We start from the raw sequence: 16,500 nt of genomic DNA, 5'->3' as shown, positions 1-16,500 counted from the left end.
GCCGTTTTCGCGTGCCCACCCCCGGATGCCCAGGGGCTCCGGACACCCGGGGGTGAGGACGCTCAGGGGGTGAGGGGCGGGCGCGGGGCGTCCTCGCGTCCCCCGCCCGGTGCCCGTCCGCCGTCCTCGCGGACCACCTCGCCGGGGACGACCTTGCCGCCGGGCCGGTGGATGCGCATCTGCTCGTTCACCGACCGGGCCTGCCGGAAGGCGTCGCCGAACGAGCCGGGCGCGGCCGTGCGCCGCCCGGCCAGGACCCGCTCCGCGGCCCGGCGCAGCGGCGCCCGGGTGGGCGGGAAGAGCAGCAGCAGGCCGACGGCGTCGGAGAGCAGTCCCGGCACCATGAGCAGCAGGCCGCCGAGCATCGCCGCCCCGGCTCCGGAGCCCTCGGCCGGGGGCTCGCCGCGCTGCACCGAATCCACCAGGTTGCGCCAGGCCCGCAGGCCCGCCCGCTTGACCGCCGCGGCGCCCCCGACCAACCCGGCTCCCAGCAGCAGCACCACGGCCAGGGCGCCGAACTCCCCCGCCACCGTCGCCAGCAGCCAGATCTCCAGGACGGCCCAGGCCGCCAGGGCCAGTGGCACCACGGTGCGTGCCCGGGGGCGGAAGCGGCGGGTCCTGGAGCCGTTCGCGTGCGGCAGGCCGTTCGTCATACGCCCCATTGTGCCCCGACGGCCGGCGGGCCCGGCGGGGGCCTGTCCGGAGCCGGGGCGGGGGCCTGTCCGGGGCGGGGCACCGTCCGGTCAGCGGCCGCGGCGGCCCAGGATGGAGCCCACCCGGCCGGCCACGCCCCAGGCGGTCACCCGCCACAGCGCCTCGACGACGATGTCCCGGCTCATCTTGCTGTCCCCGCGCTCGCGCTCGACGAAGGTGATCGGCACCTCGACCACCCGCAGGCCCGCCCGCACCGCGCGCCGGGCCAGGTCGACCTGGAAGCAGTAGCCCTGGCTGGCGACGTCCCGCAGGCCCAGTTCTTTCAGCGCCTCCGCCCGGAAGGCCCGGAAGCCCCCGGTGACGTCCCGGATCGGCACGTCCAGCAGCAGGCGGGAGTAGGTGCTGCCCCCGCGGGAGAGGAACTCGCGGGAGCGCGGCCAGTTGACGATCCGGCCGCCGGGGACCCAGCGCGAGCCCAGGACCACGTCGGCGCCCTTGAGGGCGGTCAGCAGCCGGGGTAGCTCCTCGGGCTGGTGGGAGCCGTCCGCGTCCATCTCCACCAGCACGCCGAAGCCGCGCTCGGCGCCCCAGGCGAACCCGGCGAGGTAGGCGGCGCCCAGGCCCTCCTTGCCGCGGCGGTGCAGGACCGACACCTGCGGGTCCGCGGCCGCCAGTTCGTCGGCGATCTTGCCGGTGCCGTCGGGGCTGTTGTCGTCGGCGACGAGGACGTGCGCCTCGGGGACCGCGGCACGCACCCGTGCGACGACCGCCTCGATGTTCTCGGCCTCGTTGTAGGTGGGGACGATCACCAGGACCGTGCCGAGCGGACCGAACCGCCGCTGCCCGCCGCCGTCGTTCACTGCTGCCCCTTCTGGTCGCGTCGGCCCGGGCGGGCGAGGACGCTCCCCGTCCCCCAGGCGAGGAGGCCCACGATAGCGAGGGTCCACTCCGGAAGTGCGCCGACTCGGTCGGCGACCGTCCGCGCGTCCCGCAGGGGGAGGTCCGCGGTGAGCACGTCCTGGGTGAACTCCTCGGTGCGCTGCAGCACCCGCCCGTCCGGGGAGACGACCGCGCTGATCCCGCTGGTCGCGGCGGTGACGAACGCCCGGCCGTGCTCGACGGCCCGCAGCCGGGACATGGCCAGCTGCTGCTCGGGCTGCCCGGTGTTGCCGTAGGTGGCGTTGTTGGTCTGCACGACCACCGCGCGGGCACCGTCGTTGACGGTGTCGCGGACGATGCCGTCGTAGGCGACCTCGAAGCAGATGACGTCGCCCAGGCGTGCGGGGCCGACCTGAAGGACGCCGGTGTCCTCGCCCGGCCAGAAGTCGCGGGGGACCCGCTCGAGCCGGGTGATCACCTTGCTGAGCGCCTCGCGGTAGGGCACGTACTCGCCGAACGGCACCGGGTGCTGCTTGGTGTAGGAGGCGCCGGGGCCGGTGGCGGGGTCCCACACGATGCCGTTGTTCTGCACGTGGTGCTCGTCCGGGCCGTCGACCAGGGCCCCGACCAGGATCGGCGCGCCGACCGCCCGGGCGGCCCGGTCGATCGCGGCGCGGGCCTCGGGGACGGCGGTGGGGTCCAGGTCGGAGGAGTTCTCCGGCCAGATCACCAGGTCGGGGCGCTCGAGACGGCCGGCCTCGACGTCCTCGGCCAGGCCGAGGGTGGCCTCGACGTGGTTGTTGAGGATCAGCATGGGCCGGCCGAGGAAGTCCATGCCGGGCTGCTGGACGTTCCCCTGGACGACGGCGACGGACACGGTGTCGTCGGCCGCGGTGGGCACCGGCACCGCGTATCCGGCGCAGGTGACGGCCACGGCCAGTGCTGCGGCTCCGGCGACTGCCGCCGCGGGGGCGGGACGGCGCGGGCGTGCCCCGGCCGCCGCCCCTGCGGGCTCGCCGGCGGCCGTCCCTGCGGGCTCGCCGTCCCCGGCCTTCCCGGCGGCCGGGCCGTCGGCCCGCTCCCCGGACGCGGCGCGGCGGCGCAGGGACCACAGCGCGGCCGCCGCGGCGGCGGCCAGTCCTCCGGTCAGGGCCACGGCGAAGGTGACCAGGGGCGCGCCGCCGAGGGCGGCCAGCGGGGTGAAGGGGGTGGCGGTGTTGGCGAAGGCCAGGCGCCCCCAGGGGAACCCCCCGAAGGGCAGCCGGTCGCGCGCCCACTCCTGGGCCACCCACAGGCAGGCCCCCCACAGGGGCGCGGCGGGCAGCCGGGAGGTGACGGCCAGGCCGGCCCCCATCGGCACGAAGAACAGGGCCTCGACCACCGCCAGGCCGATCACCGCGTCGAATCCGATGACGCGCAGCCACACCAGCAGGACGGCGAAGAACGGCAGGCCCAGGGCGAAGCCGAGCCAGGCGCCCTGCCGGGCGGTGCGTCCGCGGGCGAGCAGGGCCAGGGCCGCCACCGCGAGCAGGGACAGCGGCCACAGGTCGTAGGGCGGGAAGGCGAGGGCCAGGGCCACGCCGGCCGCGGCGGCGACGGCGGTGCGCGGGGCGCTGCGCCGCACGGACGCCCCCGCCCGGCGGAGCCGTCCGGGGCGTTCCGCCGGGGCGCCGGGCGCGGGGGTGCCGCCGGTGGCCTCTGCTGTCGTCCGGGGCGGGGCGGAAGCCGGATCCGGTTTCCGGTCCGGGCCGGGGGCCGCCGCGGCGGGCGCGGCGGCGTCGGCGGAGCGCGCGTGCACGGTCACGGCCTTCCTGCAGGTGGTGCGGTGGTGAGTCGGTGAGTCGGTGAGTCGGTGAGTCGGTGAGTCGGTGAGTCGGTGAGTCGGTGAGTCGGTGAGTCGGTGAGTCGGTGAGTCGGTGAGGTGACGGTACATCGTCCGGGGTGCCCGGCGCGGGCGGGGACGGGGGCGAGGACGGGGCGGGCCCCGGCGGGGAGGTCCCGTGCGGAGCGGCTGCACCCGGGCTCCGTGGGGCTGCTGGTCCGTGGGGCCGCGGGGCGGGGCCCGGGGGCCGTGGTGCCCGGGGCCTGCCGCGTGGGGAGGCTGCGGGTGCGGGCCCGGACGCCCTTCGGGCCGACCTGGGACCCGCCGGCTGCGGGTCGACCGAGAGCCGTTGTCTACTGAGCGTCCGGACCCCACCCGGGTCGCACCTGCCGACCGGCCGGAACGCCTGGCGGCGGGCCGCGCTCCCGGCCTGCCCGCTGGACCTGGTTGCCGGTGGCGGTGCTTCCTCGGAAGCACCGCCCGTGGCCCAGAGGCGGTCACGGGTCGCGTCGGGGTTCCCCGGTCGGACGTCCTGTGGTGGACGCCCCCGAACCTACTGGTATCCGCCCGCGGTCTGTCAACCTGGGCCCCATCTGCGGGGATGCGGAGAAACAGCAGGTCAGCGCGGGGCGCGGGAAGGCGGACGAAGCACCCCGCCCGTCGTCGTTCCGGGGTACGGCGCGATCCCGCGTCACTCGTCCGTGGAGGCGAAGACGGTGCGGCCGCCGACCACCGTCCTGACGCAGCGCGGCAGTTCGGTGCCCGGCGACAGGTCGGGCAGGCCGGGGGTGCCCGAGCGCGGGTCGGTGGACCAGTTGGCGATGCGGTCGTCGGGGGTCTGGACGACGAGGTCGCCGGCCGTGTTCCACAGCGCGTAGTCCGCGGGGGCCCCGGGCACCAGGACGCCGGCCTCGTCGCGTCCGAGCGCCCGCCAGCCGCCGCGGGTGTGCGCGGTGAAGGCGGCGCGCACGGAGACGCGGTGCTCCGCGGTGCGGTGGAAGGCCGCCGCGCGGACGGTGCCCCACGGGTCGAGGGGGGTGACGGGGGCGTCCGACCCCAGGGCGAGGGGGACCCCGGCGCGCAGCAGGGCCGCGAACGGGTTGAGGGCGCGGGCGCGCTCGTTGCCCAGGCGCGCCGCGTACATGCCCTCCTCGCCGCCCCAGGCGGCGTCGAAGGCCGGCTGGACGGAGGCGGTCAGCCCCAGGTCGGCGAAGGCCGCGACGGCGTCCGCGTCCAGCATCTCGGCGTGCTCGACGCGGTGGCGGGCGGCCCGGATCCGGGCGAGGCCGACCCGCTCGGCCGCGGCCCGCACTCCGGCCACCACGGTGTCCAGCGCCGCGTCGCCGATGGCGTGGAAGCCGGCCTGGAGTCCGGCTTCGGTGCAGGCGGCGACGTGGTCGGCGACCTGTCCGGCGTCCAGGTGGAGCACGCCGGTGGTGCCGGCGTCGGCGTAGGGGGTGCGCAGGCAGGCGGTGTGGGATCCCAGGGAGCCGTCGACGAAGAGGTCCCCGGCCGCGCCGACCGCGCCGAGGTCGCGGACCCGCTGCAGCACCTCCTCCCCTCCCGGCCGGACCGCCTCGGCCCAGTAGCCGAAGACCCGGGGGCCGGGCTCTTCGGCGGCCAGGCGCAGCAGGCCGGTCAGGTCGTCCTCGGAGGAGATGTCGGGGCCGGCGCACTCGTGCACGGTCCCGATGCCCAGGGAGGCGGCCCGGCGCAGCGCGGCCCGCTGGGCGTCCCGGCGCTGGCCGGGGCCGACCGCGGCCTGGGCGGCGCGGCGCACCGCGTGGTGGGCGTCCCGGGTGAGCGGCCCGGCGGGGTCGAAGCCGGGGAGGGAGGCGACGCCGGGGACGCGGTCCAGCAGGGCGGTGGTGACCACGGCCGAGTGCACGTCGACACGGGTGAGGTAGAGGGGACGGCCGCCGGTGGCGGCGTCCAGCTCGGCGCGGGAGGGCGGGCGGTTCTCCGGCCAGCGGGCGGCGTCCCAGCCGTGGCCGAGCACGACGTCGTCACCGGGGTGGGCGGCGGCGTACTCGGCGACGCGGGCGAGGGCGTCCGCCAGGGAGGCCGCGCCCGCCAGGTCGAGCCCGGTCAGGGCGAGGCCGGTGGCGGTGGTGTGCACGTGCGCGTCGGTGAACGCGGGGGTGACGAGCGCCCCCTCGAGGTGGACGACCCGGTCGACCCCGTCCGCGAATCCGTCGGCCGCGCCCTCGGAACCGATCCATGCGACGGTGCCGTCCTGCACGATCATCGCGGTGGCGAAGGGGTCGGCGGGGCTGTAGACGGTGCCGCCGCGCAGCAGCACGGTTCCGTGGTGATCGCTCATGGCACCAGTCTGGCCTCTGCCCGGCCCGCGGCCGCGCCCGGGGTGGGCGCGGCGCGGCGGATCCGGCTCGCGGCGGAGGGCCGGGCGGAGGAGGACGGGGCGGCCGGGGGCGGAGGTCAGCCGGCGGTGCAGGGGTGGAGGTCAGCCGGCGGTGTCGGGGTGGAGGCGGGGCGGGCGCGCCTCGTAGGGGGTGGAGAGCACCACGGTGGTGCGGGTGGACACCCCGGCCTGGCTGCGGATGCGGGCGAGCAGGTGCTCCAGGTCCCCCGGGCGGGCGACGCGCACCTTGAGGATGTAGCTCTCGTCGCCGGCCACGCTGTGGCAGGCCTCGATCTCCGCGATGTCGGCCAGGCGCTCGGGCACGTCGTCCGGTGCGCCGGGGTCGAAGGGCTTGACCGAGATGAACGCGGTCATCGGCAGGCCCACCGCCTCGGGGTCAACCACGGCGGCGTAGCCGCGGATGACGCCGCGCTGCTCCAGGCGCCGCACGCGCTGGTGCACCGCCGAGGTGGACAGGCCGGTGGCCCTGCCCAGGTCGGTGTAGCTCATGCGCCCGTCCCTGACGAGCAATTCCACGATCTGCCGGTCCAGCTCCTCCACGACGCAAGAACCTACAGGCTCGGTGCCCCTTTCAGGTACCTGGCCGTGCGACGTCCCGACGGGTGGACGGCGCGGGCGGACGGCCGGGCGGCCGGGCACCGGAGGCGGCCCGCGTCGGCCCGACCCGGGATGGTACGGGTGAATTGCGTGATTTTTTCGGAACGCCGGAATGCCGGGCCGCCGGGCCGCGGTGCCGGTGGCCGCGGCACTGGGCAATCACGACTACCACGACGAGCGGCCGCAGGAGGTCGCCTCCGTCCTCGCCGACGCGGGCGTGGAGATGCTGGAGGGCGGGGCGACGGCGGCCGGGGCGGCGGCCGGGGCGGCGGTCGGCGCCGACCTCGTCGTGCACGGGCACGCCCGCGCGGGCACCGAGCGCGGCACGACCAGCGGCGGGGTGCGGGTGCGGAGCATGGCGCAGCCGGTGATCCGCCGGGCCTTCGCCGTGTACTACCTGGGGGGCCGCGCGGCCGGGCGGTGACGGGGTGCGGCGGCCGCACGGCCGGAGAGGCGCCGGTGTGCGCCGCGGTGCACCGGGGCGTGCGCCGTCGCACTCGCGGGAGCAGGTGCAAACCTCTCCGGGGCCGGAAGCGCCCCGGTGTGACGAACGCCACACTCAATACTTCCGGCCGTGGTCAACTGCGCGATTATCAGAGGCACATGACGGGAAGTGCTTGCTGTGGTCGAGGCCGTGGAGCCTTGAGGAACCTTGCGGGATCGCCCGAGGGGGAGAAACATGCCGGCACTGAAGCGGAGCACCCGCGCTCAGCGCACGTCGCCCGCGTTCGACGCGGAACCCGATCCGGAGCCCGACGAGCTACCGGACATCGATGAGGAGTTGGCCCTGGACGAGGAGAGCTGGGACATCGTCCGGCTTCGGTGCCCGGACTGCGAGCGTCCGATCGCGGTCTTCACCGACGAGGACGTCCTCCCCCGGCACGCGCTGTGCCCCACCGCCTGGAACCCGTTCGGGCTGACGGTCTGCAAGGGATCCGGCCGCAGCGTGGACGAGGCCGCGGTCGAACTGCCGGCCAGGGACGACGACGCGGGCGTCGCGGCGCTGCTGACGCTGCCCGAGGGCCTGGACTGGCGCACCCAGCCGTTCTCGCACGCCGGCGGTCCGGGATCGCGCCCGCTGAAGGCGCAGCCGGCCCCGACCGCGATGGCCCCCCGGCGGAGCGCCCGCGCGGCCTGACGGCCCGCCCCCGCCGACCGCCGGCCCCCGGGAGGGCAGCCGGCCGTCGGCCACGGGGCCGCACCCGGCCGGGACCCGTCAAGGGTCCCGGCCCCTTGTGCTTCCCGCCGCCTTCCCGCGGGCGGGCCCGCCTCCGCGGTCAGCGCAGCCGCACCTGCCCGGCGGTGCAGATCTCGGCGCCCATGTTCCGCTCCATCATGCGCAGCGCGGCCTCGGCCAGGTCGGGGTGGATGTGGGCGACCGCGTCCTCGGGCACGCACACCCGCAGGCGGCGGATGTGCGCGTCCAGGGCCGAGTAGAGCACGCACTGCTCGGTGACCTGCCCGCACAGCACGACGCGGTCGACGCCCTCCTGCTGCAGGAGGTACTCCAGGGGCGTCTGGTAGAAGATCGAGTGCCGGGCCTTGACGACGAACATCGACTCCGGGCCCGGGCGGACCGGTTCGACGAGGTCGGCGTGCGGGCCGGAGAGCACGTTCCGGAGGATCTCGTCGTGGTGGGAGCGCCACCGGCCGAAGTTGTCGTTGACGTAGATGTCCGGCACCCCCTCCTCGCGGGCCCGGTCCAGCAGCGTGCGCACGCCGGGCAGGGCGGAGCGGACCGACGGCACCAGGGCCTCCGCGTCCGGATGGTCGTACGAGTTGATCATGTCGATGACGATCAGTGCGGTGCGGGACATGGGGAGCGTGTTCCCCGCGGGCGGCGGGTGTCATGCCGGCCCGGTCCGGCGGGGTGCGGTCGGGGCCCCTCGCCGGACGGGGACGTGACGCAGTCCATACCGTCCCGCCTTGTTCATGCAACTCGTTGCATAGCAGGATGCTCGGCATGGCTCTCGAGTACGCGATCCTGGTGTCCCTGCTGGAGAAGCCGGGCTCCGGATACGAGCTGGCCCGGCGGTTCGACCGCTCCATCGGGTACTTCTGGACCGCCACCCACCAGCAGATCTACCGCGTGCTCAAGCGCATGGAGGGCGACGGGTGGATCGAGGTGCGCGAGGTGGCCCAGGAGGGCCGCCCGGACAAGAAGGTCCACTCGGTCACCCCGCAGGGCCACCGGGCCCTGGCGGACTGGCTGCGCGAACCCGTGGAGCCGGCCACCCTGCGGCACGGCCTGGCCGTGAAGGTCCGCGGCGCGGCCTTCTCCGACCCGGCGGACCTGATCGGCGAGGTCGAGCGGCACCGGGCGGCGCACTCCGCGCGCCTGGAGGAGTACCTCACCGGCGAGGCCCGCGACTTCCCCGACCCGGCGTCGCTGGACGACGGCGCGGCCCTGGTGCACGTGGTGCTGCGCGGCGGGATCGAGTACGAGCGGATGACCCTGGCCTGGCTGGACGAGGTGCTGGCCGTCCTGCACCGGATCCGGGCCGGGCGCGCCGAGAGCTGAGCCGGCCGCGCACCGCCGGCCACCCCGACCGTTTTCCGGCGACCAGGAAGAGGACCCGCACATGGCGGACCCGCTGCTGTTCAACCCGCACACCTACGACCCCTCGCACTTCGACGACGAGACGCGCCGCCTGCTGCGCGCCACGATCGACTGGTTCGAGTCGCGCGGCAAGCGGAGGCTGGTCGCCGACTACCTGGACCGCGCCTGGTACTCCGACTTCTTGGAGTTCGCGGCCGAGGAGGGACTGTTCGCCACCTTCATGACCCCGGCCGCGCAGGCCGGGGGCAACCCGGACAAGCGCTGGGACACCTCCCGGAACGCGGCCCTCAGCGAGATCCTCGGCTTCTACGGCCTCAACTACTGGTACACCTGGCAGGTCACCGTCCTCGGGCTGGGGCCGGTGTGGCAGAGCGGGAACGCCGCCGCCCGCGCCAGGGCCGCCGAACTCCTCGACGCGGGCGAGGTGTTCGCCTTCGGCCTGTCGGAGAAGGAGCACGGCGCCGACATCTACAGCACCGACATGGTCCTCACCCCCGACGGCGAGGGCGGCTTCCGCGCCAACGGGGGCAAGTACTACATCGGCAACGGCAACGCGGCCGGCCTGGTCTCGGTCTTCGGGCGCCGGGCGGACGTCGAGGGCCCCGAGGGGTACGTCTTCTTCGCCGCCGACAGCCGCCACCCCGACTACCACCTGGTCAAGAACGTCGTCGACTCGCAGAAGTACGTCAGCGAGTTCCGGCTCCAGGACTACCCGGTGCGCGCCGAGGACGTCCTGCACACCGGGCAGGCCGCCTTCGACGCGGCGCTGAACACGGTCAATGTAGGAAAATTCAACCTGTGCACGGCCTCCGTCGGCATCGCCGAGCACGCCCTGTACGAGGCCGTCACCCACGCGCACAACCGCGTCCTGTACGGCCGGCCGGTCACCGCGTTCACGCACGTGCGCCGCGAGCTGACCGACGCCTACCTGCGGCTGGTGGCCATGCGGCTGTTCAGCGACCGGGCGGTGGACTACTTCCGCTCGGCCGGCCCCGAGGACCGCCGGTACCTGCTGTTCAACCCGATGACCAAGATGAAGGTGACCACCGAGGGCGAGAAGGTCGTCGACCTGCTGTGGGACGTCATCGCGGCCAAGGGCTTCGAGAAGGACACCTACTTCGCGCAGGCGGCGACCGAGATCCGCGGACTGCCCAAGCTCGAGGGCACGGTGCACGTCAACCTGTCGCTGATCCTGAAGTTCCTCGGCAACCACCTGCTGGCCCCGGCGGAATTCGAGCCCGTCCCCACCCGCCTGGACGCCGCGGACGACGCGTTCCTGTTCGCCCAGGGCCCGGCGCGCGGACTGGGGTCCGTCCGCTTCCACGACTGGCGGCCCGCCTACGACGCGTTCGCGCACCTGCCGAACGTCGCCCTGCTGCGCGGGCAGGCCGACGCGCTGGCCGCCTTCGCCGCCTCGGGCGACGCGCCGGGGAAGGAGCAGGGGAAGGACCTGGACCTGCTGCTGTCGGTCGGCCACCTGTTCGCCCTGGTCGTCTACGGCCAGCTGGTGCTGGAGCAGGCGAGGCTGACCGGGCTGGACGAGGACGTCCTGGACGAGCTGTTCGCCGTGCTGGTGCGCGACTTCTCCGCCCACGCCGTCGAACTGCACGGCAAGGACGGCGCGACCGCCGGCCAGCAGGAGTGGGCGCTGTCGGCGGTGCGCCGTCCGGCGTGCGACGCGCAGCGGTCCGGCCGGGTCTGGGAGCGGGTGGAGGCCCTGTCGGGCGCCTACGAGATGAATCCCTGACACCGGGACCGGCGGGCCGGTGCGTCCGCCCGGGGAGCCGTCCCCGGGCGGACGCACCGGCCCGCCGCCGTTCCTCCCGCCGTCCTCAGACCTCCAGGGACTCCTCGACGGCGCGCAGCCGGTGGCGGGCCATGGCCAGGTTGGCCCGCTTCCTGTCCAGCGCCAGGTAGAGGAACAGCCCCTTGCCGGAACGGCCGGTCAGCGGCCTCATGAGGTGGTACTGGCTGCCCAGGGTAATCAGGATGTCCTCGATGGACTCCTGGATGTTGAGCATCTCCATCGCCCGGACCTTGGCCCGCATGACGTCGGTGTTGCCGGCCGCCGCGACGTTGAGGTCGAGCTCCTTGCCCCCTCCCAGGGTTCCCAGGGCCATTCCGCTGTTGTAGTCGACCAGCGCGACGCCTATGGCGCCCTCGATGGACGTCATTGCTTCCTTCAGCGCCGTTTCGGTGTTCGCCATGGTGGCTTGCGGTCCTTTCGGTGTCTGTCGTGCACGGCCGCGGGGACTGCCTCGCGGCGGCTCCCTGCCGTACGGCCGGGATGCGGGATCGGACGGGGTTCGGACGGATCGGACGGATCGGCCGGGGGCCGGACGCGGGCGGGTGGGGCGAGGGGGGTCGTGGCAGCGGTGGGCCGCCGCGGACCGCGCGGGGCCGGGGGTCACAGCCGGGCCTCCAGCGCGTTGCGGATGCGGATCAGCAGGGACACGCCGGGGTCGGAGTCGGCCGCCGCCTCCGCGCGGGCCCGGACGGAGCCCCGCCGGGAGGCGGAGGCCCCGGCTGCGGGGGCCGCCCCTCCCGGTGCGGCGGCCCCGGACCGGCGCTGGGGCGCCGGGGGCGCGGGGCGGTCCGGCGCCGCGACCAGTCCCGCCGCCGCCAGCCGCCGCACGTCCAGCACCGTGGCGTACGCCGGACGCCCCAGCAGCCGGGCGATGTCGGCCGGGGTGCGGCGGCCGTCGGCCGCCTCCAGCAGGCGGCGCTGCCCGGGGGTGGGCAGCCGACGGCAGCCGACCGGGCGCGGGCGCGGCACCACCGCGGCCGCGTCCAGACGGGACCAGTCGGACAGGCGGTCCAGCAGCGCCCCGCGCCGCTCGGTCTCACGGACCAGCGACGGCACCGGCACCGGCAGGACCGGCCCCAGCCAGTGCACGGCGCCGGGCTCGAACCCGTACTCGCCGAGGCCCGCCGCGTCCCGGCCGGTGCCGCCCGAGAGGGCGAAGAACGCGGCGTCGTACAGCGCCACCAGGTGGCACAGCTCCAGCTCGCCCCGGGTGAGCCGGCCGTTCTCGACCAGGTACCGGCCCACCCGGTGGGCGGGGGCCGCGGCGCGCACGGACTCCTCCCACGCCTGCGGGGAGATCTTGCCGCAGGCGGTCAGCAGCACGTCCAGGTGCGGTGCGCAGGGGCTCTCGGCGTGCTGCACCGCTCCGTCGACGAGGTAGACCGTGCCGGCCGGGCCCCGCAGGGCCCCGGTGGCGCGCTGCTCGGCCAGCCGGCCGAGGAGGTGGCGCGCCGGGTGCACGGCGGGCGCCGGACGGGCGGGGCGGCTCCCGCGCGGCGGCCCGGCCGCCGACGGCCGGGCGCTCTCGTCGTGCGCGTCGTGCGCGCCGCGCGCACCGGCCGGCTGCCGCATCGGCTTCCCTCCTGCTCTGCTGTCTCAGTGGCCCGCCCTCCCCCTCGTCAGGCCAGTACGAGCCGTTCGGCCAGGTCGCGCAGGACCATGCGGGCGAGGGCGAGGTTGGCGGTGGCGCGGTCCAGCCGCACGTAGAGGAAGAGCCTGCTGTCGAAGGCGGTGTCGACGAAGCGCACCAGGTGGTAGGCGGCCGCCGAGGTGACGATGACGTCCTCGAGCGGCGCCTCGGGGCCGGCGGCCCCGGGGCCCGCCGCGGTGAACGTGGGGCTCTCGGCGACCGCCCGGACCACCTCGGCGGCGTCGGCAGCGGCCGCCTCGTGCTCCTGCGGGTCCGCTCCCCCGAGTGCGCCCAGGGCGAGTCCGCTGGTCCAGTCGACCAGGCCCGCCACGAGGGCCCCGGGCATCGCCATGGCCTCCGACAGGCACTCGTCCATACCGGGCACACCGAACTCCTCCTCGCGTCCCCGACCGGCACACGCGCCGGGACACGCCTCCCTCGCGGTCACGGAACGTGGGACCAGCGACACCGAAGGCTAGTGAAGTCATGTGCCCGACTGCACCCACTGCGGCAAATTCGTCCGGCACATGAAGGAGTGTGCGAAAAATTGCGACCGGCACCGATCGTCACGGATCGAAATCGACCGTTCTTCTCCGATCGCGCGCGTATCGGGCGGTCCGCCGGGCAGCCGCCCCCGCCGGCCCCGCCGCGGACAGGACGGCACGGACAGGGAGCCACACGCGGAAAGCGGGAAAATACCGCCCCGGGGGCGACGAATGAGACAGCATCAACCAACAACGGCGGCAACGCCGTTCGCGCCCCAGCCCCCACCCGTACCGGAGACCTTGTGAGAAGACACGCGGCAGCGGCCGTCGCCCTGGCCACCGCAGCGGCAGGACTGCTCGTACCCGGCGCACCGCCGGCCGCCGCGGGAGCGGCACCCGCCGGAGCACCGCCGCAGGACCGGGCGCGGGCGGCCGCCCCCGCGGGGACCGGCCGCATCTCCTGGAGGGAGTGCGGCACCGACAAGCAGCCGACGCTGCAGTGCGGCACCCTGCGGGTGCCACTGGACCACGCGCGCCCGGACGGCGAGAGGATCACCCTCGCGCTCTCCCGCGTCCCGCACACCGCGAAGACCTTCCAGGGACCCCTGCTGGTCAACCCCGGCGGTCCGGGCGGCAGCGGCCTGGACCTGGCCGGGTTCGTCGCCGGCTCACTGCCCGAGGAGGTGGCCGCCCAGTACGACGTGGTCGGGTTCGACCCGCGCGGCGTCGGCCGCAGCGAGCCCTCACTGGACTGCGCCCCCCGCCACTTCGCCCCGGTGCGCCCCGACCCCGTGCCGCGCAACCGCGCCGAGGAGACCGCGAACCTCCAGCGGGTCAGGTCCTTCGCCGCGACCTGCGGCGCGAAGCACGGCAGGACGCTCCGGCACGTCGACACCGTGAGCACCGCCCGCGACATGGACCTCCTGCGCGCCGCGCTCGGGGCGGAGCGGGTCAACTACCTCGGCTACTCCTACGGCACCTACCTCGGCGCCGTCTACGCGCGGCTGTTCCCCGAGCGCGTGCGGCGGCTGGTGTTCGACAGCGTCGTCGACCCCGAGGCCGTCTGGTACGACGCGAACCTCGAGCAGAACCACGCCTTCGACGCCCGCCACAAGGCGTTCGCGGCCTGGGTCGCCGAGCACGACGCGGTCTACCGCCTGGGCACCGACCCGGCGCGGGTCGAGGCCAGGTGGTACGAGATGCGCGAGGCCGTGCGCGCCCGCCCGGCCGGGGGCCGGGTGGGCCCGGGCGAACTGGAGGACACCTTCGCGCACGGCGGCTACTACGACGGCCACTGGCCCGACCTGGCCGCCGGCTTCGCGGCCTGGGCCAACGAGGGCGACGAGGGCCCCCTGGTCGGGCTGTACGACTCGCTCGCCGCCGTGGACGCCGCCGGGAACAACGGGTTCAGCGTCTACGCGGCCGTGGGGTGCCGCGACGCGCGCTGGCCGCGCTCCTGGTCCGCCTGGCGCGCCGACGCCCGGAAGGCGCACGCCAAGTCACCATTCCTGACCTGGAACAACACCTGGTACAACGCGCAGTGCGCCTTCTGGCCCGCCCCGTCCCTGACCCCGCCGGACGTGGAGAACCACCGGATCCCCCCGGCCCTGCTGCTCCAGGCCGGCGAGGACGCCGCCACCCCCTACCGGGGCGCCGCCGCCATGCACCGGCTGCTCGGACGCTCCCGGCTGGTGGTCGAGGACGGCGGCGCCAACCACGGCGTCTCGTTCAGCGGCAACGCCTGCATGGACCGGTACCTGGTCGACTACCTGGCCGACGGCAGGCTGCCGCGCGCCAAGGCCGGCCCGGACGCCGTCTGCGACGCGCCCCCGCCCCCGGCGCCGAGGCGGCCGGGGAAGGGCGGATCCACGCGGGAACGGGCGGACGGCGCCGTCACCGGCGGCCGGGGCGCGGCGCTCCACCGCCTGATCGCACCCCGCCCGTAGCAGGCGGCCGTCGGTGTGAGCCGGCCGTCGGCGCGGGCGGGCCGTCAGCGCGGGCGGGCGCCGCGGCCGCGGCCGGCGCGGCGGCTCGCCCCGACGACGCCGTCGCCCGCGGAGCCCGTGCCGCCCCGGCGGCCGGCGCCGCCGGTCCCCCCGGAGCCCGCCGTCCGCCGGTCCGAGGAGCGTGCCTCCCCGGCGCGCTGCGTCCCCGTCCGCTGCTGCCCGCCGCGGGCGGTGCCGCCGCGGGCCGAGCCGCCGCGGGCCCCGTCCCCGCCGCGGGCCGTGCCGCCACGGGCGCCGTCGCGGCGGGGGCGTCCCTGCCCGAATCGCGGCCGCGTCCGCCGCCGGACCCGGAACCGCTCCCTGCGCCGGGGGCCGCCGTCCCACCGCTGCCGCCGCTGCCGCCGCGTCCGCCGCGTCGATTCCGCCGCCGCCCGCCGGAAGCGGACGGCTGCGGCTGCTCCTGCGCCGGGACCGGCACCACGACCGCCACGCCGGAGGGCTCGCGGGCCCCGGTGACCTCGGCCAGCTCCGCGTCCCCGGGGCGCACCCGGCGCTCGGTCTCCAGCCGGATGCCGGCCTCGCGCATCAGCCTGCCCACCTCGCGCCGCTGCTCGGGCAGGACCAGGGTGACCACCGAGCCGGTCTCCCCCGCCCGCGCGGTCCGGCCGCCGCGGTGCAGGTAGTCCTTGGCCTCGGTCGGCGGGTCGACGTTGACGACGAGGTCCAGGCCGTCGATGTGGATGCCGCGGGCCGCGACGTCGGTGGCCACCAGCGCGGTGACCTGCCCGGTGCGGAACTGCTCCAGCACCCGGTTGCGCTGCGGCTGTGACTTGCCTCCGTGCAGGGCCGCCGCGTGCACCCCGGCGGCCAGCAGCTGCTTGACCGTGCGGTCCGCGCCCCGCTTGGTGCCCACGAACATGATCAGCCGTCCCTCGCGGGCGGCGATGCGGCTGGTGACCGCCTTCTTGTCCTCGGGGAGCACCTGGAGCACGTGGTGCGACATGGTGGTGACCGTGGCCGCGGGGGCGTCCACCGAGTGGGTCACCGGGTCGGTGAGGAAGCGGCGGACCAGCTTGTCGACGTTGTTGTCCAAGGTGGCGGAGAACAGCATGTGCTGCCCGCCGGGCGGCACCTGCGCCAGCAGGCCGGTGACCTGCGGCAGGAAGCCCATGTCGGCCATGTGGTCCGCCTCGTCCAGCACCGAGATGCTCACCCGGTCCAGGGCACAGGCGTCCCGGTCGATGAGGTCCTTCAGCCGGCCCGGGGTGGCCACCAGGACCTCGGCGCCGCGCCGCAGGACACCGATCTGGCGGGTGATCGACACCCCGCCCATGACGGTGGCGGTCCGCAGCCCGAGCCGCTCGGCGTACGGGGTCAGCGCGTCGGTGACCTGCTGCGCCAGTTCACGGGTGGGCACCAGCACGAGGGCCAGGGGGCGGCGCGGCTCGGCGCGCTTCCCCGCGGTGCGGTGGAGCAGCGGCAGTCCGAACGAGAGGGTCTTGCCGGACCCGGTGCGGCCCCGGCCCAGGACGTCCCTGCCCTGCAGGGAGTCCGGCAGCGTGGCGGCCTGGATCGGGAACGGGGTGGTGACGCCGTTGTCGGCCAGCGTCTTCAGCAGAACCGGATCGAGCGGCAGTTCGTCGAAGGCGGACGCGGCGGGGCGGGACATGGACGGGCCTTCCGGAGGTGTGGGATCGGCACACGAGGGCCCGCACCGCGCACGGTGCGGGCCCTCGA

General features: G+C 75.8%; 13 protein-coding genes and 2 pseudogenes. 5 read left to right on the top strand and 10 right to left on the bottom strand.

All coding sequences use genetic code 11. From position 1 onward, the window contains the following. Nucleotides 1–62: 62 nt before the first annotated feature. The 5 genes from fxsA to GQS52_RS24700 all read right to left on the bottom strand — a co-directional run bounded on the left by fxsA (nt 63) and on the right by GQS52_RS24700 (nt 6,278). A complete protein-coding gene (gene fxsA, locus GQS52_RS24720; RefSeq protein ID WP_182315667.1) occupies nt 63–653 on the bottom strand; it encodes an FxsA family membrane protein in 591 nt (196 codons plus the stop codon). A 90-nt stretch (nt 654–743) separates the two neighbouring features. Next, nucleotides 744–1,514 carry a polyprenol monophosphomannose synthase gene (locus GQS52_RS24715; RefSeq protein WP_182315665.1) on the bottom strand — a complete coding sequence of 257 codons (771 nt, stop codon included), beginning with the start codon at nt 1,512–1,514 and terminating at the stop codon, nt 744–746. Then, on the bottom strand, nt 1,511–3,157 hold the full coding sequence (lnt, locus tag GQS52_RS24710) for an apolipoprotein N-acyltransferase (RefSeq protein ID WP_259371195.1): 1,647 nt from the start codon (nt 3,155–3,157) through the stop codon (nt 1,511–1,513). Before lnt ends, GQS52_RS24715 begins: the two co-directional genes overlap by 4 nt. Nucleotides 3,158–4,046: 889 nt before the next feature. Beyond that, a complete protein-coding gene (locus GQS52_RS24705) occupies nt 4,047–5,678 on the bottom strand; it encodes an amidohydrolase (RefSeq protein ID WP_182315663.1) in 1,632 nt (543 codons plus the stop codon). 141 nt (nt 5,679–5,819) lie between these two features. Then, a complete protein-coding gene (locus GQS52_RS24700; RefSeq protein WP_182315661.1) occupies nt 5,820–6,278 on the bottom strand; it encodes an Lrp/AsnC family transcriptional regulator in 459 nt (152 codons plus the stop codon). 190 nt (nt 6,279–6,468) lie between these two features. On the opposite strand from GQS52_RS24700, the pseudogene GQS52_RS24695 reads away from it, so the two are divergent. Beyond that, nucleotides 6,469–6,759: pseudogene (locus tag GQS52_RS24695) on the top strand (hypothetical protein); the annotation flags it as partial. Nucleotides 6,760–7,014: 255 nt separating this feature from the next. Next, entirely contained in the window at nt 7,015–7,473 is a 459-nt protein-coding gene (locus GQS52_RS24690; protein WP_182315658.1) for a hypothetical protein, read from the top strand. A gap of 139 nt (nt 7,474–7,612) precedes the next feature. On the opposite strand, the gene GQS52_RS24685 is transcribed toward GQS52_RS24690, so the two are convergent. Then, nucleotides 7,613–8,152 (bottom strand): isochorismatase family cysteine hydrolase, encoded by a 540-nt coding sequence (locus tag GQS52_RS24685; RefSeq protein WP_182315656.1) that lies wholly within the window; start codon nt 8,150–8,152, stop codon nt 7,613–7,615. Between the two features lie 146 nt (nt 8,153–8,298). On the opposite strand from GQS52_RS24685, the gene GQS52_RS24680 reads away from it, so the two are divergent. Both GQS52_RS24680 and GQS52_RS24675 read left to right on the top strand, forming a co-directional pair. Beyond that, the gene (locus tag GQS52_RS24680; RefSeq protein WP_182315654.1) at nt 8,299–8,856 is read left to right on the top strand and encodes a PadR family transcriptional regulator; all 558 of its coding nucleotides are present in this window, start codon (nt 8,299–8,301) and stop codon (nt 8,854–8,856) included. A gap of 61 nt (nt 8,857–8,917) precedes the next feature. Then, the gene (locus tag GQS52_RS24675) at nt 8,918–10,642 is read left to right on the top strand and encodes an acyl-CoA dehydrogenase family protein (protein ID WP_182315652.1); all 1,725 of its coding nucleotides are present in this window, start codon (nt 8,918–8,920) and stop codon (nt 10,640–10,642) included. An 85-nt stretch (nt 10,643–10,727) separates the two neighbouring features. Here the strand turns inward: GQS52_RS24675 and GQS52_RS24670 are convergent, their stop codons facing one another. From GQS52_RS24670 to GQS52_RS24660, 3 genes are all read right to left on the bottom strand, one after another. Next, complete coding sequence (locus GQS52_RS24670; protein WP_182315650.1) at nt 10,728–11,102, bottom strand: hypothetical protein; 375 nt, start codon at nt 11,100–11,102, stop codon at nt 10,728–10,730. 200 nt (nt 11,103–11,302) lie between these two features. Then, nucleotides 11,303–12,274, bottom strand: coding sequence for a transcriptional regulator (locus tag GQS52_RS24665; RefSeq protein ID WP_259371220.1), 972 nt, complete (start codon nt 12,272–12,274; stop codon nt 11,303–11,305). Nucleotides 12,275–12,321: 47 nt separating this feature from the next. Further along, the gene (locus GQS52_RS24660) at nt 12,322–12,717 is read right to left on the bottom strand and encodes a hypothetical protein (RefSeq protein WP_182315648.1); all 396 of its coding nucleotides are present in this window, start codon (nt 12,715–12,717) and stop codon (nt 12,322–12,324) included. A gap of 402 nt (nt 12,718–13,119) precedes the next feature. On the opposite strand from GQS52_RS24660, the gene GQS52_RS24655 reads away from it, so the two are divergent. Next, nucleotides 13,120–14,763, top strand: coding sequence for an alpha/beta hydrolase (locus tag GQS52_RS24655; RefSeq protein ID WP_259370955.1), 1,644 nt, complete (start codon nt 13,120–13,122; stop codon nt 14,761–14,763). Nucleotides 14,764–15,097: 334 nt separating this feature from the next. On the opposite strand, the pseudogene GQS52_RS24650 reads toward GQS52_RS24655, so the two are convergent. After that, nucleotides 15,098–16,447, bottom strand: a pseudogene (locus tag GQS52_RS24650) (DEAD/DEAH box helicase); the annotation flags it as partial. Nucleotides 16,448–16,500 lie beyond the last annotated feature (53 nt).

The organism is Streptomyces sp. SCUT-3, from assembly GCF_014083985.1.
Classification (GTDB): domain Bacteria; phylum Actinomycetota; class Actinomycetes; order Streptomycetales; family Streptomycetaceae; genus Streptomyces_H; species Streptomyces_H thermolineatus.
This window is presented reverse-complemented; position numbering and strand designations above follow the sequence as displayed.